This is a genomic window from Paraburkholderia sp. J94 (assembly GCF_905220285.1).
GTDB lineage: Bacteria > Pseudomonadota > Gammaproteobacteria > Burkholderiales > Burkholderiaceae > Paraburkholderia > Paraburkholderia tropica_A.
Genome location: NZ_CAJMZH010000023.1, coordinates 79,925 through 99,896 on the forward strand (window position 1 = coordinate 79,925; position 19,972 = coordinate 99,896).

17 protein-coding genes are annotated in these 19,972 nt (G+C 66.4%); 4 read left to right on the forward strand and 13 right to left on the reverse strand.

Translation table 11 applies throughout. The annotated features are described in order from the left end of the window. Window positions 1–4 precede the first annotated feature (4 nt). The 8 genes from U4Y88_RS34850 to bamE all read right to left on the reverse strand — a co-directional run bounded on the left by U4Y88_RS34850 (window position 5) and on the right by bamE (window position 9,437). Complete coding sequence (locus U4Y88_RS34850; protein WP_321789412.1) at window positions 5–1,276, reverse strand: glutamate-5-semialdehyde dehydrogenase; 1,272 nt, start codon at window positions 1,274–1,276, stop codon at window positions 5–7. 225 nt (window positions 1,277–1,501) lie between these two features. Next, a complete protein-coding gene (gene holA, locus U4Y88_RS34855) occupies window positions 1,502–2,710 on the reverse strand; it encodes a DNA polymerase III subunit delta (RefSeq protein ID WP_321789414.1) in 1,209 nt (402 codons plus the stop codon). Window positions 2,711–2,793: 83 nt separating this feature from the next. Then, a complete protein-coding gene (gene lptE, locus U4Y88_RS34860; protein WP_321789416.1) occupies window positions 2,794–3,345 on the reverse strand; it encodes an LPS assembly lipoprotein LptE in 552 nt (183 codons plus the stop codon). A gap of 82 nt (window positions 3,346–3,427) precedes the next feature. Continuing rightward, window positions 3,428–6,022, reverse strand: coding sequence for a leucine--tRNA ligase (gene leuS, locus U4Y88_RS34865; RefSeq protein ID WP_224012070.1), 2,595 nt, complete (start codon window positions 6,020–6,022; stop codon window positions 3,428–3,430). 279 nt (window positions 6,023–6,301) lie between these two features. Beyond that, a complete protein-coding gene (locus tag U4Y88_RS34870) occupies window positions 6,302–6,733 on the reverse strand; it encodes an ExbD/TolR family protein (protein WP_224012071.1) in 432 nt (143 codons plus the stop codon). 25 nt (window positions 6,734–6,758) lie between these two features. Continuing rightward, entirely contained in the window at window positions 6,759–7,493 is a 735-nt protein-coding gene (locus U4Y88_RS34875; RefSeq protein WP_224012072.1) for a MotA/TolQ/ExbB proton channel family protein, read from the reverse strand. Window positions 7,494–7,539: 46 nt separating this feature from the next. Then, entirely contained in the window at window positions 7,540–8,337 is a 798-nt protein-coding gene (gene dapB / locus U4Y88_RS34880) for a 4-hydroxy-tetrahydrodipicolinate reductase (protein ID WP_321789418.1), read from the reverse strand. A gap of 170 nt (window positions 8,338–8,507) precedes the next feature. Beyond that, window positions 8,508–9,437, reverse strand: a complete 930-nt coding sequence (gene bamE / locus U4Y88_RS34885; protein ID WP_224012074.1) for an outer membrane protein assembly factor BamE — start codon at window positions 9,435–9,437, stop codon at window positions 8,508–8,510. Between the two features lie 136 nt (window positions 9,438–9,573). On the opposite strand from bamE, the gene fur reads away from it, so the two are divergent. Continuing rightward, window positions 9,574–10,002 carry a ferric iron uptake transcriptional regulator gene (gene fur, locus U4Y88_RS34890; RefSeq protein ID WP_103702255.1) on the forward strand — a complete coding sequence of 143 codons (429 nt, stop codon included), beginning with the start codon at window positions 9,574–9,576 and terminating at the stop codon, window positions 10,000–10,002. A 190-nt stretch (window positions 10,003–10,192) separates the two neighbouring features. On the opposite strand, the gene gap is transcribed toward fur, so the two are convergent. After that, the gene (gap, locus tag U4Y88_RS34895) at window positions 10,193–11,203 is read right to left on the reverse strand and encodes a type I glyceraldehyde-3-phosphate dehydrogenase (RefSeq protein WP_321789420.1); all 1,011 of its coding nucleotides are present in this window, start codon (window positions 11,201–11,203) and stop codon (window positions 10,193–10,195) included. A gap of 143 nt (window positions 11,204–11,346) precedes the next feature. After that, window positions 11,347–13,389, reverse strand: a complete 2,043-nt coding sequence (gene tkt / locus U4Y88_RS34900; RefSeq protein ID WP_321789422.1) for a transketolase — start codon at window positions 13,387–13,389, stop codon at window positions 11,347–11,349. A gap of 455 nt (window positions 13,390–13,844) precedes the next feature. On the opposite strand from tkt, the gene speE reads away from it, so the two are divergent. The 3 genes from speE to U4Y88_RS34915 all read left to right on the forward strand — a co-directional run bounded on the left by speE (window position 13,845) and on the right by U4Y88_RS34915 (window position 15,985). Continuing rightward, the gene (speE, locus tag U4Y88_RS34905; protein WP_321789423.1) at window positions 13,845–14,708 is read left to right on the forward strand and encodes a polyamine aminopropyltransferase; all 864 of its coding nucleotides are present in this window, start codon (window positions 13,845–13,847) and stop codon (window positions 14,706–14,708) included. A 103-nt stretch (window positions 14,709–14,811) separates the two neighbouring features. Beyond that, window positions 14,812–15,225: a VOC family protein gene (locus tag U4Y88_RS34910; RefSeq protein ID WP_224012078.1), complete on the forward strand. Its 414-nt coding sequence runs from the start codon at window positions 14,812–14,814 to the stop codon at window positions 15,223–15,225. A 19-nt stretch (window positions 15,226–15,244) separates the two neighbouring features. Next, the gene (locus U4Y88_RS34915; protein WP_310633257.1) at window positions 15,245–15,985 is read left to right on the forward strand and encodes a 16S rRNA (uracil(1498)-N(3))-methyltransferase; all 741 of its coding nucleotides are present in this window, start codon (window positions 15,245–15,247) and stop codon (window positions 15,983–15,985) included. 140 nt (window positions 15,986–16,125) lie between these two features. On the opposite strand, the gene U4Y88_RS34920 is transcribed toward U4Y88_RS34915, so the two are convergent. From U4Y88_RS34920 to U4Y88_RS34930, 3 genes are all read right to left on the reverse strand, one after another. Next, complete coding sequence (locus tag U4Y88_RS34920) at window positions 16,126–16,698, reverse strand: barstar family protein (protein WP_224012080.1); 573 nt, start codon at window positions 16,696–16,698, stop codon at window positions 16,126–16,128. Window positions 16,699–16,714: 16 nt separating this feature from the next. Then, window positions 16,715–17,080, reverse strand: a complete 366-nt coding sequence (locus U4Y88_RS34925) for a ribonuclease (protein ID WP_415774541.1) — start codon at window positions 17,078–17,080, stop codon at window positions 16,715–16,717. A gap of 415 nt (window positions 17,081–17,495) precedes the next feature. Further along, a complete protein-coding gene (locus tag U4Y88_RS34930; RefSeq protein ID WP_310633259.1) occupies window positions 17,496–19,790 on the reverse strand; it encodes an NADP-dependent malic enzyme in 2,295 nt (764 codons plus the stop codon). Window positions 19,791–19,972 lie beyond the last annotated feature (182 nt).

Below are 19,972 nucleotides of genomic sequence, written 5' to 3' on the forward strand. Positions count from 1 at the left end.
CGTCTTACTGGCGGCCTTCGCCGTGGCCGAGCACCACGTATTTCATCGACGTCAGGCCTTCGAGTCCGACCGGGCCGCGCGCGTGCAGCTTGTCGTTCGAAATGCCGATTTCCGCGCCGAGACCGAACTCGAAGCCGTCGGCGAAACGCGTCGAGGCGTTCACCATCACGCTCGCCGAATCCACTTCGCGCAGGAAACGCATCGCGCGGTCGTGATCCTCGGTAACGATGGCGTCCGTATGGTGCGAGCCGTACAGGTTGATGTGCTCGACGGCCTGATCGAGGTTGTCCACGATCTTGATCGCCAGCACCGGCGCGAGGTATTCCGTGCGCCAGTCTTCTTCGGTCGCGTCCACGAGCGGGCTCACGTTGGCATCCGCGAGAATCGCTCGCGCCGCGGGGTCCACGCGCAGCTCGACGTCCTTGTCGCGATAGAGACGGCCCAGCGGCGGCAGCACGTCGTGCGCGATGCCGCGCGCGACCAGCAGCGTTTCCATCGTGTTGCAGGTGCCGTAGCGATGCGTCTTGGCGTTGTCGCAGACGGTGAGCGCTTTCGCGAGGTCGGCGCGGTCGTCCACGTAGACGTGGCAGATGCCGTCGAGGTGCTTGATCATCGGCACGCGCGCTTCGGCCATCAGGCGCTCGATCAGGCTCTTGCCGCCGCGCGGCACGATCACGTCGACGAACTCCGTCATGGTGATGAGCTTGCCCACCGCCGCGCGGTCGGCCGTTTCGACGACCTGCACCGCGTCTTGCGGCAGACCCGCCGCCGTCAGCCCTTCGCCGATCAGCTTCGCGAGCGCCGTGTTGCATTCGAGCGCCTCGGAGCCGCCGCGCAGGATCGTGGCGTTGCCCGACTTCAGGCACAGCGCCGCGGCGTCGATGGTCACGTTCGGGCGCGATTCGTAGATGATGCCGATCACGCCGAGCGGCACGCGCATCTGGCCGACCTGGATGCCGCTCGGGCGGAACTTGAGGTTGCTGATCTCGCCGATCGGATCGGCCAGCGCCGCGACCTGGCGCAGCCCTTCCACCATCGTGCCGATCGCTTTGTCGGAGAGCGTGAGGCGGTCGATGAAGGCCGCGTCGTGGCCCTTGTCCTTCGCGCGCGCGAGGTCGCGGGCGTTGGCGTCCTTCAGTTGCTGCACGTCGCGTTCGATGGCCTGGGCCACCGCTTCGAGCGCGGCGTTCTTCGCGGCCGTCGAGGCACGCGCCATCGCGCGCGATGCCTTGCGTGCGCGGCGGCCGAGGTCGGTCATGTACTGGTCGATATCCATGATGTCTTCGAGATGCGGCGCGTCCGGCGCGAATGCAGCAAAGCGGCGGGATGCGCGGTTCAGATTAGGTCGATTTTAAAGCCAGCGGGCCAGCTTTGCTGGGCGCGGGCGGGATTCAGCGGAGTTCAGCCGGGCCGAGGCCGGGTTCGTCCAGGCGCGACGGTCAAGCGGCGATCGCGCCAAAGCGGAAGCAGGTGCGGGAGCGAGGACGCTGCGCGTGACGCGCTAGCTGGTCCGGCGCCCCGGCCCTGCGGTGCGCGGTCGGGCTGCGGCGGCCGCAGCAGCGGCGGCTGCGGCTGGATTCGCTGGCGCGGCGCGGCGAGCGTTGTTGGCATTCGCGCCCTCGCTGCGCGCACCCGCACGCGGCGGCGGCGCGGAGTCGCGTGGCGCCGCCACCATCATCGCGAGTTCGAACAGCCCGTCCCACGCGTCGGGCGGCAGCGCATTGCGCCAGTCGCCGCGCGCCTGCCCCGAGAGACCCTTGACCTGACGGTCGAGCCGCGCCGCGAGCGCGAGACCGCGCTCCAGCGTCGCTTCGGAAAGACGCGACAGCGCCGGTCCGATCAGGCGCTCGCGCGGCCCCCAGACGCGGTTCTCGCGCAGCAGCATGGCGAGCGGCTTGCCCGCGCCGACGCCGCGCTTGATGCGCAGCAGCGTGCGGATTTCCTCGACCACGGCCCACAGCACCAGCACCGAGGCTTCGCCCTCGCCCTGCAGCCCGTCGAGCATGCGCGCGAGGCGGCCCGCGTCGCCGGTCAGCATCGCTTCGTTGAGCTTGAACACGTCGTAGCGCGCCACGTTGAGCACGGCGTCGTGAATCTGCTCGAAGCTCAGGACGCCTTGCGGATACAGCAGCCCGAGCTTCTGGATTTCCTGGTGCGCCGCCAGCAGGTTGCCTTCCACGCGCTCGGCCACGAATTGCAGCGAGCGGCGGCCGTCTTCGCCCGGCGCGACGCGCTGGCCCTGCATGCCCAGACGCTGGCCGATCCAGTTCGGCAACGCGGCGCGCTCGACCGGATCGATCTTGATCGCCACGCCGCCTTCGGACAGCGCCGTGAACCACGCGGACTTCTGCGTGGCCGCGTCGAGGCGCGGCAGCGTGACGAGCGTGAGCACGTCGGGGTTGCCCGATTTCGCAAGCGTCTTCAGCACGTCCGCGCCTTCCTTGCCGGGCTTGCCGGTGGGAATGCGCAACTCGACCAGCTGACGGTCGCCGAACAGCGACATCGACTGGCTCGCGCCGAGCAGCGCGCTCCAGTCGAAACCGCGCTCGACCGTGAACACCGAGCGGTCGGTGAAGCCCGCGGCGCGCGCGCTCGCCCGGATGCGGTCGCACGCCTCCTGGGCGAGCAGGTGCTCGTCGCCGAAGACGACGTACAGGCCGGCCACCCCCTTGGCGAGGTGCGGCTCGAGTGCGTCCAGTCGCAGTTGCATGGAGAGCGCTTTAGAAGAAGTACGAAAACAGCGTCAACGCGGGTTGAACCAAGCGGCGATCACCGGGGTGATCGCCGCCGTGATCACAGCGGCGGCGGCGGCAGCGGCGCGCGCGGCGCGACGCCCGGCACGACCTGGTCGGGCGTCGGATGCAGCGTCTTGAGCACCGCGAGGCGGCGCGTGAGCTGGTCGACCGCGTCGTTCTGCATGTCCGCGAACAGCAGTTCGGACTCGGTCACCTTCGCGGTCGAGTACTGGTCGCTATAGGTCATCGCGCGGTTCAGCGCGATCGTGCTCGGGCGGATCAGCGGCGAGCCGTCCGGCGCCGTGAGCATGTAGTTGAGCGAATAGTTGACCTGATATTCCTCAACCGCGCCGAGCGAACTCAGCGTCAGCGTGCTGAAGCTGCGCGATTCGCCCACGCGCAGCACGGCGTCGGCGTTGGCCGTCGAATCGACCACGACCGAATCGCTGCCGCCTTCGATCATGCGCGTAAGCCGCGCCGTCACGGGCGGGGGCGCGCCGACGATGGCAAGGCGCTTGAACGCGTAGTTCTGCTCGCCGCGCAGCTGAAAACCGCACGCCGAGAGCATCAGGGCGCTGCTCGCCACTAACAGGAACGATCTGCGAATCACGTGGACTCCTGGGTTCGCGACAGATTCAGTACGGCCGGCGCGCATGGCGTTCTCGCCCGCGCGCGCCGGCCTGGGAGGCACGTCAGACGACGACGTTCACGAGACGGCCCGGCACGACGATGATCTTCTTCGGCGCGCGGCCTTCCGCGAACTTGACGAACATCTCGTGAGCGAGCGCAGCCGCTTCGATCGCGTCTTTCGGCGCATCCTTGGCGACGGTCACGGCGCCACGCACCTTGCCGTTCACCTGCAGCACGAGTTCGATCTCGGCCTGTTCGAGCGCCTGTTCATCGACCTTCGGCCAGGGCGCGTCGAGCAGCGTGCCGTATTCGTCGGCGTAACCGAGCGCCTTCCAGAGTTCGAACGTGAGGTGCGGCACGACCGGATAGAGCACGCGCAGCAGCACGCTGAACGTCTCGCGCTGCACGCCCGCGCCGGCGGTCTTGGCACCGTCGATGGCGTTGAGCATCTTCATCGCCGCCGACACGACCGTGTTGTATTGCAGACGCTGATAGTCGAAGTCGGCCTGCTTGAGCACGCCGTAGACTTCGCGGCGCAGCGCCTTTTCGGCGTCGCTGAGCGCGGCGGCGTCGAACGACGCGCGCGAGCGGATCGCTTCCGCATTCGTCACGCCGAACGACCAGACGCGGCGCAGGAAGCGGCTCGCGCCTTCCACGCCCGCGCCCGACCATTCGAGCTGCTGCTCGGGCGGCGCGGCGAACATCGTGAACAGACGCGCCGTATCGGCGCCGTACTGGTCGATCAGCACCTGCGGGTCGACGCCGTTGTTCTTCGACTTCGACATCTTCTCGATGCCGCCCAGCACGACCGGCTGGCCGTCGCCGTTGAGCGTCGCGCCGACCGGGCGGCCCTTGTCGTCGTGCGTGACCGTGACGTCGGCCGGGTTGTACCAGGTCTTCTTGCCCGACGCGTCTTCACGGTAGAAGGTTTCGTTGAGCACCATGCCCTGCGTGAGCAGGTTCTTCGCCGGTTCGCCGAACTTCACGAGGCCCAGGTCGCGCGAGACCTTCGCCCAGAAACGCGAGTACAGCAGGTGAAGAATCGCGTGCTCGATGCCGCCGATGTACTGGTCCATCGGCATCCAGTAGTCGGTGCGCTCGTCGACCATGGTCTTCGCGTCCGGCGCCGCGTAGCGGTAGAAGTACCACGACGAGTCGACGAAGGTGTCCATCGTGTCGGTTTCGCGCTTCGCGTCGGCGCCGCAGGTCGGGCACTTGCAGTTCAGGAACGCTTCCGACTTCGCGAGCGGGTTGCCCGTGCCGTCCGGCACGAGGTCTTCCGGCAGCACGACCGGCAGGTCCTGCTCGGGCACCGGCACGTCGCCGCAGCTCGGGCAGTGGATGATCGGGATCGGCGTGCCCCAGTAGCGCTGGCGCGAGATGCCCCAGTCGCGCAGACGCCACGTGACCTGCTTGTCGCCCAAACCTTGCGTCTTGAGATCCGCCGCGACGGCGTCGACCGCCGCCGTGTAGCCGAGGCCGTCGTACTTGCCGCTGTTGATGCAGACCGCACGTTCCTTGTCGCCGTACCACTCCTGCCAGCCGTCGAGCGAGTACGTCTCGCCTTCCACCGCGATCACCTGCTTGATCGGCAGATCGTATTTCTTTGCGAACGCGAAATCGCGCTCGTCGTGGCCCGGCACGCCCATCACGGCGCCTTCGCCATAGCTCATCAGCACGTAGTTGCCGATCCACACCGGCACCTGCTCGCCCGTGACCGGGTGCGTGACGGTGAAGCCCGTGGGCATGCCCTTCTTTTCCATCGTCGCCATGTCGGCTTCGGCGACGCCGCCGCGCTTGCATTCGTCGATGAACGGCAGCAGTTCCGGCTTGTCCTGGGCGAGGCGCGTGGCGAGCGGATGCTCGGCGGCGATCGCGCAGAAGGTCACGCCCATGATCGTGTCGGCGCGCGTGGTGAACACGCGCAGCAGCTTCTTCTCGCCGTCGAGTTCGTACGGGAAGCCGAAGTTGACGCCGAAGCTCTTGCCGATCCAGTTCTGCTGCATGATCTTGACGCGCTCGGGCCAGCCGAGGCCGTCGAGGTCGTTCAGCAGTTCATCGGCGTACTGCGTGATGCGCAGGTAGTACATCGGGATTTCGCGCTTTTCCACCAGCGCGCCCGAGCGCCAGCCGCGGCCGTCGATCACCTGCTCGTTGGCGAGCACGGTCTGATCGACCGGGTCCCAGTTCACCGTGCCGGTCTTCTTGTACGCGATGCCCTTTTCGAGCATCTTCAGGAAGAACCACTGGTTCCACTTGTAGTAGTCGGGCTTGCAGGTGGCGATTTCGCGCGACCAGTCGATCGCGAGACCCATCGACTGCATCTGGCCCTTCATGTACTCGATGTTGGAGTACGTCCACTGCGCGGGCGGCACGCCGTTGGCCATCGCAGCGTTTTCGGCGGGCATGCCGAACGCGTCCCAGCCCATCGGCATGAGCGTGTTGTAGCCGTTCATGCGCAGATAGCGGTACATCACGTCGTTGATCGTGTAGTTCCGCACGTGGCCCATGTGCAGCTTGCCCGACGGATACGGCAGCATCGAGACGCAGTAGAACTTGGGCTTGTCGGCCTTTTCGGCCGTCCGGTAAGCGTCGCTGTCGCGCCATTCGCCTTGCGCGGCGGATTCGACGTCGGAGGGAACGTATTTTTCGAGCATGGTGTGGATGGGGTAACGCGGAATCTGGCGGATTCTGGCCCGATTCAGTTCAAATTCAGGCGGAGTCGGTGCCGGATGCACCGGACCGGTCGTTCGCAGCCGGACTGCGACGCCGGCGGGTGGCGGGCTACGCTGGCTAAACGACCCCGTGATAAGCGGGGAAACGCTGATTATACCGTTGACTGGGCCGGGCTTTCCGCCCGGTTTCGCATGACGGCGCGAGCGGCGGGCGCGGCTGCCTGCGGCGCACGCCGATTGGCGTGGCGAACAACGCGCGGATCAGTGCGGCGCGGCCGGCGGATCGGTCACGAAACCGATGCGCGCGAGGCCCGCGGCCTGCGCCGCGCCCATTACCTGGGCGATGATGTCGTAGCGCGTGTCGCGCTCGGCGCGCAGCTGCAAGTCGGGCTGCTGTTCCTCGGGCGCCTTGCCCGCATCGGCGAAACGCTTGCGCAGTTCGTCGAGCGAAATCGGCTGGGCGTTCCAGTAGAGCTTGCCCGCGCCGTCGATCGAGAGCGTGACGGTTTGCGGCGTCTGCCGCGCGGCCTCGGCGGCCACCTGCGGCAGTTCGAGCCGGATCGCGTGCGTAAAAAGCGGCGCGGTGATGATGAAGATGACGAGCAGCACGAGCATGACGTCGATCAGCGGCGTCATGTTGATATCGGCCATGGGTGCCGAATCGCGCTTCTTTTCGAGTCCGCCGAATGCCATGCGTGCCTCCGTGGTCAGCGGCGCTTCAGAGCGCCCCGGCGCGCGTGACGCCTTCGCTGCGCGCGGCCAGCGGCAGATCGCGCGAAGCCGCGCTTTCGTCCGAAGCGCTCGCGTAAGCGTGCAGATCGTGCGCGAAGCCGTCGAGATCGTCGCAGATCTGGCGCACGAGGCGGCCGAGCACGTTATAGGCGAGCACGGCGGGAATCGCCACGACGAGGCCGAAGGCCGTCATGATGAGCGCCTCGCCCACCGGCCCGGCCACGTTTTCGATCATCGCCTGGCCGCTCGCGGCGATGCTGCCGAGCGCGTGATAGATACCCCAAACGGTGCCGAGCAGACCGACGAACGGCGCGGTGCTGCCCACCGAAGCCAGCAGCACCTGGCCGAATTCCAGCCGCCGCTGCGAGCCCTGAAGCGCGACGCGCAGCGCGCGCAGCACGCGTTCGCCGCGATCCACGCGCGCCAGCAAGGCGCCGGGCGCATCGGTTTCGGCGGCGGCGAGCGCCGCCTGCGCGAGCGGCAGGAACACGCGTTCGCGGTCGACCGCGCGCATCGCGTTGACGCCCTCGGCCAGCGAATGCGCCTGCCAGAAGCGGGCCACGGCGCGCGGACCCTGGCGCTTCGCGCGCACCAGCACCCAGCACTTGACGATCAAAAAGCACCAGCTCGCGATCGACATGGCCAGCAGCACCCACGCAACCGCATGGGTGACGGCGTCGCTCGTCTGCAGATAGTGGATGACTCCGGAACTCGCTGCCATCGGCCCTCGTCTCGCGGCGGGACTGCCGCGTTGGTGTCAGGTTCGCTCAGCGCAGGCCGAGCACGTCCTGCATATCGTACAGGCCGCTGGCCTTGTCCTGCAGGAACAGCGCGGCGCGCACGCTGCCTTGCGCGTACGACAGGCGGCTCGACGACTTGTGCGTGATCTCGATGCGCTCGCCGATGCCCGCGAACAGCACCGTATGGTCGCCGACGATGTCGCCGCCGCGAATCGCCGAAAACCCGATGGTCGACGGATCGCGCTCTCCGGTCACGCCGTTGCGGCCATAGACGGCGCAGTCGTCGAGGCTGCGGCCGAGCGCGTGCGCCACGGCTTCGCCCATCGCAAGCGCGGTGCCCGAGGGCGCGTCGACCTTGTGGCGATGATGCGCCTCGATGACCTCGATGTCGTAGCCCTTGTCGAAGAACTGCGCGGCGTATTCGAGCAGCTTGAGCGTGACGTTCACGCCCACGCTCATGTTCGCGGCGAACACGACGCCGACCTTCTGCGCGGCGGCGCCGAGCTGCGCCTTCTGCTGCGCGTCGAAGCCGGTCGTGCCGATCACCATCTTCACGCCGTGGCGCTGCGCGGCTTCCAGATGGACGAGCGTGCCTTCGGGGCGCGTGAAGTCGATCAGGCAGTCGCTTTGCGCGAAGACCTGCTCGATGTCGTCGGTGATCTGCACGCCGGTTTGCTTGCCGAGGAACGCACCCGCGTCCTGGCCGATGGCGGACGAACCCGTGCGCGCGAGCGCGCCCGAGAGCGTGCAGTCAGGCGAGTTGAGAACGACTTCGATGAGCATGCGGCCCATGCGGCCCGATGCGCCGGCGATTGCGATTTTCATGACGGTTCCTGCAAACGTGAAACTGGCCGCGCCGGCGCACGGAATCTACCGCGCGCGGGCAGCGCCAAAAAACGCGGCGGCCGAAGCCGCCGAGGAGGGGCGCAGCGCCTCGCGCTACGCCCGGTGCGAACAGTCCGCGAATGGTTCGCGAATCTTCCTGTCCGACGCGATCAGTTGCCCGTCGCCGTGGCGCCCGAAGCCGGCACGGTGGGCGGTGCGGTCAGCGGCGCGTTCTGCGACGGCGGCGGCGGTGTCGTGTCGCCGGTGCCTTGCGCACCCGCGGTCGGGCCGACCGGGTTCGACGGCGGCACGCCCTGGATTTGCGGCGGCGGCTGACGGCGCAGCTGCACCTGCGAGGGCATCGTGCCGACGTTCGGCGGCAGCGCCGACGAGGTAGGCGTGCCCGCGCGCACCGACGGCGTCACGCCGGCCGGCGTCTGCACGGCTTCCGTGGCGCGGTTCGCGGCGGCGGCGGCCTGCGCGTTGGCGTCCTGCGGCAGTTGCGAGGTAGCGGTGCCCAGTTCCGACGACGGCGTGCGCGCCGTGTCCGTGACAGCCGGCGCCGCGGCGTTCGTGCCGCTGGCAGCGGCCGGCGCCAGCGAAGCGGCCGAAACACCCGACGCGCCCGAAGCGGCAACAGCGGCCTTCGCCTTCTTGCCCGACTTGTCGCCGTCGATTTCGGCGAGCAGTTCCAGATTCGACGGCAGATCTTCGCCGCCCGACCAGCTGGCGACGCGGTCGCCTTCGAACATCACGACGAAGTCGCGCTGCTGGACGACGGCGGTCGAGCCGCGCTTGAAGTAGAAGACGTAGTCCCAGCGGTTCGCGTGGAACATGTCGGTGAGCAGCGGCGTGCCGAGCAGCTGCTTGACCTCGGCGCGCGACATGCCCGCGTGCATCTGGGCGGCCATTTCGCTCGAAACGAAGTTGCCTTGCACGATGGTAATGCGGTACGGCGTGATGCTCTGCGCGATGCGCTGGGTCACGCCGTCATAGGTCTTGCAGCCCCCGAGGGATGCGAACGCGGCAGCGGCCAGCAGGGTGCACGCCACGCGGCTGCCGCTCAGACGGCGGCCGATCGTTGTGAATTCTGGAATCATTTCCCTCACCGTGCGGGCTTGTCGCGAAGCCGCGCGTATTCTGTAGAAGTTCGTTCGAAGTTCTGCCGAAAATGCCCGGAACGGCAAAAACGCATTAACATAAGAACCTAGCATTGTACTCCAGGGACTTATCGTCATGACCAATCCAACCGATCTCAAGAACATCGGTCTGAAGGCGACTCTGCCGCGCCTCAAGATCCTGGAGATTTTTCAGCACAGCCCGGTACGCCATCTGACGGCTGAAGATGTGTACCGCAATCTGCTGAACGAGGAGCTCGACATCGGCCTCGCCACGGTCTACCGCGTGCTCACCCAGTTCGAGCAGGCGGGCTTGCTCACGCGCAGCAATTTCGAGTCGGGCAAGGCCGTCTTCGAACTCAACGAAGGCAGCCACCACGACCACCTGGTGTGCCTCGACTGCGGTCTCGTCGAGGAATTCTTCGACCCCGAAATCGAAAAGCGCCAGCAGATGATCGCCAACGAGCGCGGCTTCAAGCTCCAGGAACACGCGCTCGCGCTCTACGGCGCCTGCACGAAGGAAAACTGCCCGCACCGCAAGCATTGAGGGTGTGCGAGGTGCGCCCAGGCATGCCTGGCGAGCCTCTCAGCGCAGGAAAAACGCCACGCTCAGCCGTGGCGTTTTTGTTTTTTCCCGTAATGCGTGGCTAGGTTTAGCTAGATTCCCGTGGCGCGCACGCCACGCGAGCGCGTAAAAAAACCGCCCCGAGGGGCGGTTTTTCATCCAGCGAGCGAGCTTACTTCGCGTTCGCGAGTGCCACAGCCGTGTCCAGCATGCGGTTCGAGAAGCCCCACTCGTTGTCGTACCAGCTCGACACCTTGACCAGACGGCCCGAGACCTTGGTCAGCGTGGCGTCGAACGTCGACGATGCCGGGTTGTGGTTGAAGTCGATCGAAACCAGCGGTGCGGTGTTGTAGCCCAGGATGCCCTTGAGCGCGCCGTCCGAGGCTTCCTTCATGATCGCGTTGACTTCTTCGACCGTCGTGTCGCGCTTGGCGATGAACGACAGGTCGACGATCGACACGTTGATCGTCGGGACGCGGATCGCGTAACCGTCCAACTTGCCGTTCAGTTCCGGCAGCACGAGGCCGACAGCCGAAGCTGCGCCCGTCTTCGCCGGGATCTGGCTGTGCGTGGCCGAGCGCGCGCGGCGCAGGTCTTCGTGGTACACGTCCGTCAGAACCTGGTCGTTCGTGTAAGCGTGGATCGTCGTCATCAGACCGGTTTCGAGGCCGATCTTGTCGTTCAGCGGCTTGACGAGCGGCGCGAGGCAGTTCGTCGTGCACGATGCGTTCGAGATGACCGTGTCCGAAGCCTTCAGCACGTTGTGGTTCACGCCGTAGACGATGGTCGCATCGACGTCCTTACCGCCCGGCGCCGAGATGATGACCTTCTTCGCGCCACCCTTCAGGTGGGCGCTCGCCTTTTCCTTGGTCGTGAAAAAGCCCGTGCATTCGAACACGATGTCGACGCCCAGCTCGCCCCACGGCAGTTCGGCCGGGTTGCGGTTGGCCAGCACGCGGATACGGTCGCCGTTGACGACGAGGTAGTCGCCGTCGACGCTGACTTCGCCCGGGAACTTGCCGTGAGCCGTGTCGTATTGCGTCAGATGCGCGTTGGTCTTCGCGTCACCCAGGTCGTTGATCGCCACGATCTGGATGTCGTGCTTCTTGCCGTTCTCGTAGAACGCGCGAAGCGTGTTACGGCCGATACGGCCATAGCCGTTGATAGCGACGCGAATCGTCATGGTTCATCTCCTGATGGTTAAAAATTCTGAGACGGACGCCGTGCGGCCGCTCCGTTCGCCGTCGCGTGCGAGCGCGACGCTGCGGGGCGCACACGGCAAACGGGCCCGCCGTCGGGTAGGCGGCGAGCCCGTGTGAAGCATGCTTAGTTGTCCAGCGCGGCCTTGGCCGTCGCGACGACGTTCTCGACCGTGAAGCCGAAGTGCTTGAACAGCACGCCAGCCGGGGCCGATTCGCCGAAGGTGTCGATGCCGACCACCCCGCCTTCGAGGCCCACGTACTTGCGCCAGAAGTCGCCCTGCGCGGCTTCGATCGCGACGCGGCGCACGCCCTTGGGCAGCACGCGTTCCTTGTACTCGGCGTCCTGGCGGTCGAACACGTTGGTCGACGGCATGGACACCACGCGGGCGCCGATGCCTTCGCGCTGCAGCGCTTCGACAGCCTTCATCGCCAGTTCGACTTCCGAACCCGTGGCGATCAGGATGATCTTGCGGCTCGGGATGTCGTCGTTCCAGTCCTTCAGAACGTAGCCGCCCTTGGCGATGCTGGCGATCTGCGCGTCGGTGCGTTCGTTGAACTGCAGGTTCTGACGGCTGAAGATCAGCGACGACGGACCCTGATGCGCGATCGACTCGGTCCAGGCCACGGCCGTTTCCACCGTGTCGGCCGGACGCCAGAGCGTCATGTTCGGGATCAGGCGCAGGCTCGGGACCTGTTCGATCGACTGGTGCGTCGGGCCGTCTTCGCCGAGGCCGATCGAGTCGTGCGTGAACACGAAGATCGACGGGCACTTCATCAGCGCGGCGACGCGCAGCGCGTTGCGGCTGTAGTCCGAGAACGTCAGGAAGGTGCCGCCGAAGGCCTTGTAGCCGCCGTGCAGCACGATGCCGTTGAGCGCGGCGCTCATGCCGAACTCACGCACACCGTAGTTGATGTGGTTGCCCCACTCGATGCCGCTCTCGCCTGCCTTGGCGGCGCGCACGGGCTTCGAGGCCTTCCAGTTCGTGAGGTTCGAGCCGGTCAGGTCGGCCGAGCCGCCGAGCAGTTCGGGCAGTGCTGCGGCGAGACCTTCGATGGCCTGCTGCGACGCCTTGCGCGTAGCGACGGTTTCCTTGCGCGAGTCCGCGCCGGCGACGATCGCGGCGGCCTTCTGCGCCCAGTCTGCGGGCAGCTTGTGAGCCATGCGGCGCTCGAATTCGGCGGCTTCCGTCGGGTACTTCGACTTGTACGCGCCGAACGATTCGTTCCATTCGGCTTCGAGCTTCGCGCCCGTGGCCTTCGAATCCCAGTCTGCGTAGACTTCCTGCGGCAGCACGAACGGCTCCCACTTCCAGCCCACCGCGTCGCGCCACTTGGCGATTTCTTCGGCGCCGAGCGGCGCGCCGTGCACGTCGTGGCCGCCGGCCTTGGTCGGCGCGCCGTGACCGATCTGCGTCTTGCAGCAGATCAGCGTGGGCTTGTCCGATGCCTTGGCCTTGGCGATGGCTGCGTCGACGGCGTCGACGTCATGGCCGTTCACGCCCGCGATCACGTTCCAGCCGTAGGCTTCGAAACGCTTCGGGGTGTCGTCGTGGAACCAGTGCTCGACGTCGCCGTCGATCGAGATGCCGTTGTCGTCGTACAGCGCGATCAGCTTGTTCAGCTTGAGCGTGCCGGCGAGCGAGCAGGCTTCGTGCGAGATGCCTTCCATCAGGCAGCCGTCGCCGAGGAACACGTAGGTGTGGTGATCGACGATCTTCGCGTCGGCCTTGTTGAACTCAGCCGCGAGCAGCGCTTCGGCAAGCGCCATGCCGACCGCGTTCGCCAGACCCTGGCCGAGCGGGCCGGTCGTGGTTTCGACGCCCGGCGTGATGCCGAATTCCGGGTGACCCGGCGTCTTCGAGTGCATCTGGCGGAAGTTCTTCAGCTCGCCGATCGGCAGGTCGTAACCCGTCAGATGCAGCAACGAATACAGCAGCATGGAGCCATGGCCGTTCGACAGCACGAAGCGGTCGCGGTCGTTCCAGTGCGGGTTCGTCGGGTTGTGGCGCAGATGGCGCGCCCACAGCGCGACGGCGATCTCGGCCATGCCCATGGGCATGCCGGGGTGGCCGGAATTCGCTTGCTGAACGGCGTCCATGGACAGCGCGCGGATCGCGTTGGCCATCAACGAGGTGGTAGCGGGGGAGGCGGAGGACGAGGTCGTCATGTCGAGTCCGGGGATCGAGTGCAAAAAGCGGCGTGGGCGGGCAACGCGTCAAACGCATTGCGGATCGCGCACAGCAGCGAGGCTCTCCGGGAGCTCGGCAAACGTTCACCCCGGCGCGCGATGCGGCGCCAGAAAGACGCAAACGGCAGAGCAAACGGACAGGGCTGCAAAGGCGGACATTCTAGCAGATCATGGGGATTTTCCCGGATCGGCAGGAGCGGGATCAAACTCTGGCACACGCCGATCCCGCCCCGTGATGACGCGATCGCGGCGCCGAAGTCGCAGCGCGGCGGCGGGCCGGGCGAAAGCCGCCTTTATAATGCCGATGAACGCCGATATCGCCCCGATTCCTCACTGATTCCCGGCGGCTTGACGTACGGCGGCCGCGCTTGTCGCCGCCCCATGCCGCGCCGCATCGAACCCGCCCAGATCGCACACAGATCGCCGCCCAATCCGTGACCGCTCCGCTCGTCTTCCGCCCCGCCGCCGACGCCGAATACGGCTTCCCCGGCGCGCGCCTGCTCGCCGCCGCCGATTCGGCCTGGCAGCACATCGAGGTCTGGGACACGCCGCAGCTCGGCTGCCTGTTCACGCTCGACGGCCGCCCGATGACTTCGGCCGGCGACGAGTTCGTCTATCACGAGTGCATGACGCACGTGGCCGCGCTCACGCATCCGGCGCCGCGCGCGGCGCTCGTGCTGGGCGGCGGCGACGGCGGCGCGGCGCGCCAGCTGCTGCGCCATCCGGGAATCGAGCGCATCGTCGTGGCCGAACTCGACCCGGACGTCGTGCGGCTGACCGGCGACTATCTGCCTGACGTGCGCGGCGGCGCCTTCGACGATCCGCGCGTGGAACTGGTGATCGGCGACGCCGCCGATTTCGTCGCGCGCACGCAGGAACGCTTCGACCTCGTCGTGTTCGATCTCACGCCGCCCGACTCGCCGGCCGCGGGCCTGTACACGGCCGCGTTCTACGCCGCGCTCAAGCGCGTGATGAGCGACGATGCGCTGGTTTCGCTGCATCTGGGCGCGCCGTATCATCACGCCGCGCGCATCGGCGCGCTGCTGGCCGGACTGCGTGACGCGTTCGCGCGGGTGCGCCCGCTCGGCGCATACGTGCCGCTCTACGGCGCGTTCTGGATGATGGCCGTGGCCAGCGACCGGCTCGACCCGGCGGCGCTGGACGCGGCGACGCTCGAAACGCGCCTCGCCGCGCGCGAAATCGAGGGTCTGCGCTTCTACGACGCGCAGGTCCATGCGGCACTCCTGGCCGCACCACGAATGGCGCGCGATAAACTAGGCCAATTCCTACAGCTTTAGCAGGTGCGACGTTGGAAAATCGCTGGGTTCCTTACACTTTTTTGCTTACCCGCCGAAATCCGCCCACCCAGGTCCTTGCCCGAAACGAATCTGGAGAGACTCGATGACCCCACCCCGCCCCGCCGGTGTGCCGTGGCTGACGCCGTATATGACGGTGCGCGATGCGCGCGCCGCGATCGCCTTTTTCGAGGCGGCTTTCGGCTTCGCGGTGCGCGACAGTGTCGAGGACGACGGCGCGGTGATGCACGTGGAAATGACCTACCACGACCAGCTGATCGTGATGTTCGCGCCCGAAGGCGCTTTCGGCTCGACGGCGCGCACGCCCAAAAGCTCGAGCGCCATCGCCCCCCAATCCTTTTATCTGTATGTCGACGACGTCGACGCGGTGTATGCGCGCGCGCTTGCAGCCGGCGCCAAATCGTTGAGCGAACCACAAGACCAGTTCTGGGGCGACCGTTTCGCCCAGGTCGAGGACCTCGACGGTTACCGCTGGGCGCTTGCCCGCCATTTGTCATGAAGCAATGAGAACCTGTCTTATGCCCCGTTTTTTCGTCGGTAATTCTCTCGAATCCGGCGACGTCTTCACCCTGCCCGACGAAGTCACCCGGCACGTCCAGGTGCTGCGTTTGCAGCCCGGCGACACCGTCGTGCTGTTCAACGGCATGGGCGGCGAATTCAGCGCCGAAATCATCGAAATGGAAAGGCGCGAGGCGCAGGTGCGCGTCGGTCCGTATCGCGACATCGAAACCGAGCCGCCCTACCGCCTCACGCTCGCGCAAGGCATCGCCGGCAGCGACAAGATGGACTGGCTGATCGAAAAGGCGGTCGAGCTGGGCGCGACGAATTTCGTACCGCTCACGACCTCGCGCAGCGTCGTGCGCCTCTCGGGCGAGCGCGCCGTGCGCCGCCAGGCGCACTGGCAGCGCATCGTGCAGGCGTCATGCGAACAGTGCGGCCGTAACCGCATGCCCGAAGTCGCGCCCACGCGCGAAATGGGCACGTGGCTCGGCTCGCTGCCGAAGACGCCCGCCGAAGGCGAGTTGCGTGTGCTGCTCTCGCCGCGCGCGAACGTATCGTTTTCCACGCTGCCCGCCACGCCGCCGCAAGGCGAGATCACCGTGCTGGTGGGGCCGGAAGGGGGATTTTCGTCGCCGGAAGAAGCCGCCGCGCTCGATCATGGCTTTATCGCCGTGGGGCTCGGGCCGCGCATCCTGCGTACGGAAACGGCCGGCATCGCCGTGCTCGCGGCGCTCGCGGCACGCTGGGGCGGCTGGTAAGCCTCGCGCCGGGCGCACGCCTGGCGTTACGGCGCGTAAAAATGACAAGGCCCGCCGGAAGGCGGGCCTGCGCTTTTGTGTCGCAAGAATGCGACGGCGGATGCGGAAAGCGTTAAAGGCTCACGCTCGCCCGGCTGCGTTCAGGCGAACGAATAAAAGACCCGGAACGCCACACCGCGCTCGGCCCAGTATTCGGAGGCCTCGCGGAACACATCGAGCAGCGTCTCGCGGCCATCTTTATCGAACTTCTGCGCGATCGGCAGGCCGTCCAGCACGACCACGAAGCCCGGCTGCTCGCCGGCCTTCTGCACCAGATCGGTCAGGCAGTCGTACAGGCCGTCGTAGTTCTTGCCGAAATGCTTCGGAAACAGAAACGACGTGGCGATGGTCTCCAGCACTTCCTGCTTGGTCAGCGCGTTGGCGCAGAACGCATAGAGGAAATGCTGCTGCAGGCGCTCGGCCTCGTCGGCGAGATCCTGGACGCGGAACGCGCGGATCGACTGGACGATATTCGGCCTGACGGTCGAAAACAGGCTCATGGCCGCCTCGTTCGATGAATGCGCCTCGTCCGTGTGCACGCTGTCGTGCTGCTGATCCTCGCGCTGCTGATCGTCGTGCTTCATCTGCATGACGCGCTGGAACAGGTTGCCCTCGCCGGACGCGAACAGATCGCTCGCGACCCGCGGGTCGTGTGCGTAAGTGTTATCGCTCATGCCGCTCTTCCCGGTGTCATTCAACAATTCGCTTAAAACTGGCGTAGTGGTCGTCGGAGTAATAGCAGTTGTCGGTGCGCCTGAGTGGCCCGCCGCAGACGATCCGCCGCGCGCCGCGATTGTGCGCGTGCGGCGTGGGGACGGTGTACTCGTGATAGAAGCCGCGCCGATGATGCGGCAACTGCCGTTCGAAATTGCCGAACACGACGCCGTCCTTCTCGTACGGGTAAGGTCCGCCCTCGCCGATCAGACCGAGCGTGGCGACCGCCTCGCGCGGCAATGCGCCCACACTGACCGTTCCGACCGTCGCACCGGCCGCGCCGCTGTCGCCGGATTCATCCCACGACGAGCCTCGCGCTGCCGCGCCTTGCGTGAACGCCAGCGCCGCCACCAGAAAAAAGCCCGAAACCGCGCGCCCAAGCCGACCGGCAGCGCCACCGGCGCGACCGCGAAATACGCTTTGGGAACAAGGATTTACTCGAACCTGACTGGCCGATACGACGCCATTTTGCGCACAATTATCCTCAGGCAGTCCTATGCATGCCATCTGCGCACCATTTACGGATTTCCACCCTGGGGATAACGCGTTCGACGACCCTGAAAGATGTAAGGGTATCGCTAATGGGACCTGGAAGCAATCACAGCCAGGCGGCGATACCACACCGTTGACCGCGCACAAGCGGCAAACCGGTAACTTTTACAATCGCAAAAAAGACAAAAAAACGGCGCGCCGGAGACCGGACACGCCGTTTTGTGACTGCCGCCAACCCAGCAAATGAGCGGCGAATCCGTCGCGCTTAACGCGTTGCGTTCACATCCGCGACCAGCAGCGCCGTCATGTTGACGATGCGGCGCACCGTGGCCGACGCCGTCAGCACGTGCACCGGCTTGGCCGCGCCCAGCAGGATCGGCCCGATGGCGATGTTGTTGCCGGCCGCCGTCTTGAGCAGGTTGTACGAGATGTTGGCCGCGTCGATGTTCGGCATGATCAGCAGGTTCGCTTCGCCCTCGAGCGTCGATTCCGGCAGGATTTCGCGGCGCAGATTCGCGTCGAGCGCGACGTCGCCGTGCATTTCGCCGTCCACTTGCAGATCGGGCGCGCGCTCCTGGAGGATTTCCAGCAGATCGCGCATCTTCTGCGCCGACGGCGCGTTGCTCGAACCGAAGTTCGAATGCGAGCACAGCGCGATCTTCGGCTCGATGCCGAAGCGGCGCACTTCTTCCGCCGCCATGATCGTGATTTCGGCGAGCTGCTCGGGCGTGGGATCGACGTTCACGTGCGTGTCGACGATGAAAATCTGGCGGTTCGGCAGCACCAGCGCGTTCATCGCGGCGAACACGTTGCAGCCTGCCTTCTTGCCGATGATCTGGTCGATGAAGTGCAGATGGCGGTGCGTCGTGCTGACCGTGCCGCAGATCATGCCGTCCGCTTCGCCCTTTTCCACCAGCATCGCGCCGATCAGCGTGGTGCGGCGGCGCATTTCGAGCTTGGCCATTTGCGGCGTGATGCCCTTGCGCGCCATCAGCTTCGCGTAGGTCTGCCAGAAGTCGCGATAACGCTCGTCATGGTCGGTGTTGACGACCGTGTAGTCCTGACCCGCGACCAGACGCAGCCCGTAACGCGCCATGCGCTGCTCGATCACCGCCGGGCGGCCGATCAGGATGGGCTTCGCGAGCTTTTCGTCGACCACGATCTGCACCGCGCGCAGGATGCGCTCCTCTTCGCCCTCGGCGAACACGATGCGCTTCTTCTCCGGCTCCACGGCGCGCGCGAGCTGGAAGATCGGCTTCATGGTCGTGCCGCTGTGGTAGACGAACTGCTGGAGGTGCTGCTCGTAGGCGTCCATGTCCTCGATCGGACGCGTGGCCACGCCCGCGTCCATCGCCGCCTGGGCGACGGCCGGCGCGATCTTCACGATCAGGCGCGGGTCGAAGGGCTTCGGAATCAGGTACTCGGGGCCGAACTGCAGATCCTGGATGCCGTAGGCCGTGGCCACGACGTCGCTCTGCTCCTGGCGCGCCAGTTCCGCGATGGCGTTCACGGCGGCGATTTCCATCTCGCGCGTGATCGTGGTCGCGCCCACATCGAGCGCGCCGCGGAAGATGAACGGGAAGCACAGCACGTTGTTCACCTGGTTCGGATAGTCCGTGCGGCCGGTGGCGAGCACGGCGTCCGGGCGCACTTCCAGCGCCAGTTCCGGCAGGATTTCCGGCGTGGGGTTCGCGAGCGCGAGAATCAGCGGCTTCGCGGCCATCTGCTTGACCATATCCTGCTTGAGCACGCCGCCCGCGGAAAGGCCGAGGAAAATGTCGGCGCCTTCGATCACTTCGGCGAGCGTGCGCGCCTCGGTTTCACGGGCGAAACGCTCCTTGTCCGGGTCCATCAGCTCGGTGCGGCCCTTGTAGACCACGCCCGCGAGGTCGGTCACGAAGATGTTTTCGAGCGGCAGGCCGAGATCGACCAGCAGGTCCAGACACGCCAGCGCCGCCGCGCCCGCGCCCGACGCCACCAGCTTGACCTGCTTGATGTCCTTGCCCACGACCTTCAGGCCGTTGGTGAACGCCGCCGCCACGACGATGGCGGTGCCGTGCTGGTCGTCGTGGAAGACCGGAATCTTCATGCGCTTGCGCGCTTCACGTTCGACGATGAAGCATTCCGGCGCCTTGATGTCTTCGAGATTGATGCCGCCGAAGGTCGGTTCGAGCGCGGCGATCACGTCGACGAGCTTGTGCGGGTCCGACTCGTTCAGCTCGATGTCGAACACGTCGATGCCCGCGAACTTCTTGAACAGCACCGCCTTGCCTTCCATGACGGGCTTCGAGGCGAGCGGCCCGATATTGCCGAGGCCGAGCACCGCCGTGCCGTTCGACACGACGCCGACGAGATTGCTGCGCGCCGTGAAGCGCGCGGCGTTCAGCGGATTCTCGACGATCGCCTCGCACGCGAACGCAACGCCCGGCGAGTACGCGAGCGAGAGGTCACGCTGATTGATCATTTGCTTGGTCGGCGCGATCGCGATCTTCCCGGGGGTGGGAAACTCGTGATAGTCGAGGGCGGCTTCGCGAAGCTTGTTCGTGGCGGGATTCGACATGGGGGCAGGGGCGTGAGTGCGGATTAGAATGACAGTTCGAACGCGAATGTGCCCGATTGTAGCGCCATTCCCCAGCAGGATTCCTTTCAGTTCAGGCGCAGCTGCCGCGACCGCCGTGCAGGCAAAGCCGCGTCGGCGGCCGGTGCCGTGGCCTTGCAGCGGCCTCGCCATTCATTCGTCAT

Excerpts from the sequence above, each read along its gene's own strand:
- U4Y88_RS34850 (WP_321789412.1), bottom strand. The coding sequence starts at position 1,276 with ATGGATATCGACCAGTACATGACCGACCTCGGCCGCCGCGCACGCAAG.
- holA (WP_321789414.1), bottom strand. The coding sequence starts at position 2,710 with ATGCAACTGCGACTGGACGCACTCGAGCCGCACCTCGCCAAGGGGGTG.
- leuS (WP_224012070.1), bottom strand. The coding sequence starts at position 6,022 with ATGCTCGAAAAATACGTTCCCTCCGACGTCGAATCCGCCGCGCAAGGC.
- U4Y88_RS34870 (WP_224012071.1), bottom strand. The coding sequence starts at position 6,733 with ATGGCATTCGGCGGACTCGAAAAGAAGCGCGATTCGGCACCCATGGCC.
- U4Y88_RS34875 (WP_224012072.1), bottom strand. The coding sequence starts at position 7,493 with ATGGCAGCGAGTTCCGGAGTCATCCACTATCTGCAGACGAGCGACGCC.
- dapB (WP_321789418.1), bottom strand. The coding sequence starts at position 8,337 with ATGAAAATCGCAATCGCCGGCGCATCGGGCCGCATGGGCCGCATGCTC.
- bamE (WP_224012074.1), bottom strand. The coding sequence starts at position 9,437 with ATGATTCCAGAATTCACAACGATCGGCCGCCGTCTGAGCGGCAGCCGC.
- fur (WP_103702255.1), top strand. The coding sequence starts at position 9,574 with ATGACCAATCCAACCGATCTCAAGAACATCGGTCTGAAGGCGACTCTG.
- gap (WP_321789420.1), bottom strand. The coding sequence starts at position 11,203 with ATGACGATTCGCGTCGCTATCAACGGCTATGGCCGTATCGGCCGTAAC.
- tkt (WP_321789422.1), bottom strand. The coding sequence starts at position 13,389 with ATGACGACCTCGTCCTCCGCCTCCCCCGCTACCACCTCGTTGATGGCC.
- U4Y88_RS34910 (WP_224012078.1), top strand. The coding sequence starts at position 14,812 with ATGACCCCACCCCGCCCCGCCGGTGTGCCGTGGCTGACGCCGTATATG.
- U4Y88_RS34915 (WP_310633257.1), top strand. The coding sequence starts at position 15,245 with ATGCCCCGTTTTTTCGTCGGTAATTCTCTCGAATCCGGCGACGTCTTC.
- U4Y88_RS34920 (WP_224012080.1), bottom strand. The coding sequence starts at position 16,698 with ATGAGCGATAACACTTACGCACACGACCCGCGGGTCGCGAGCGATCTG.
- U4Y88_RS34930 (WP_310633259.1), bottom strand. The coding sequence starts at position 19,790 with ATGTCGAATCCCGCCACGAACAAGCTTCGCGAAGCCGCCCTCGACTAT.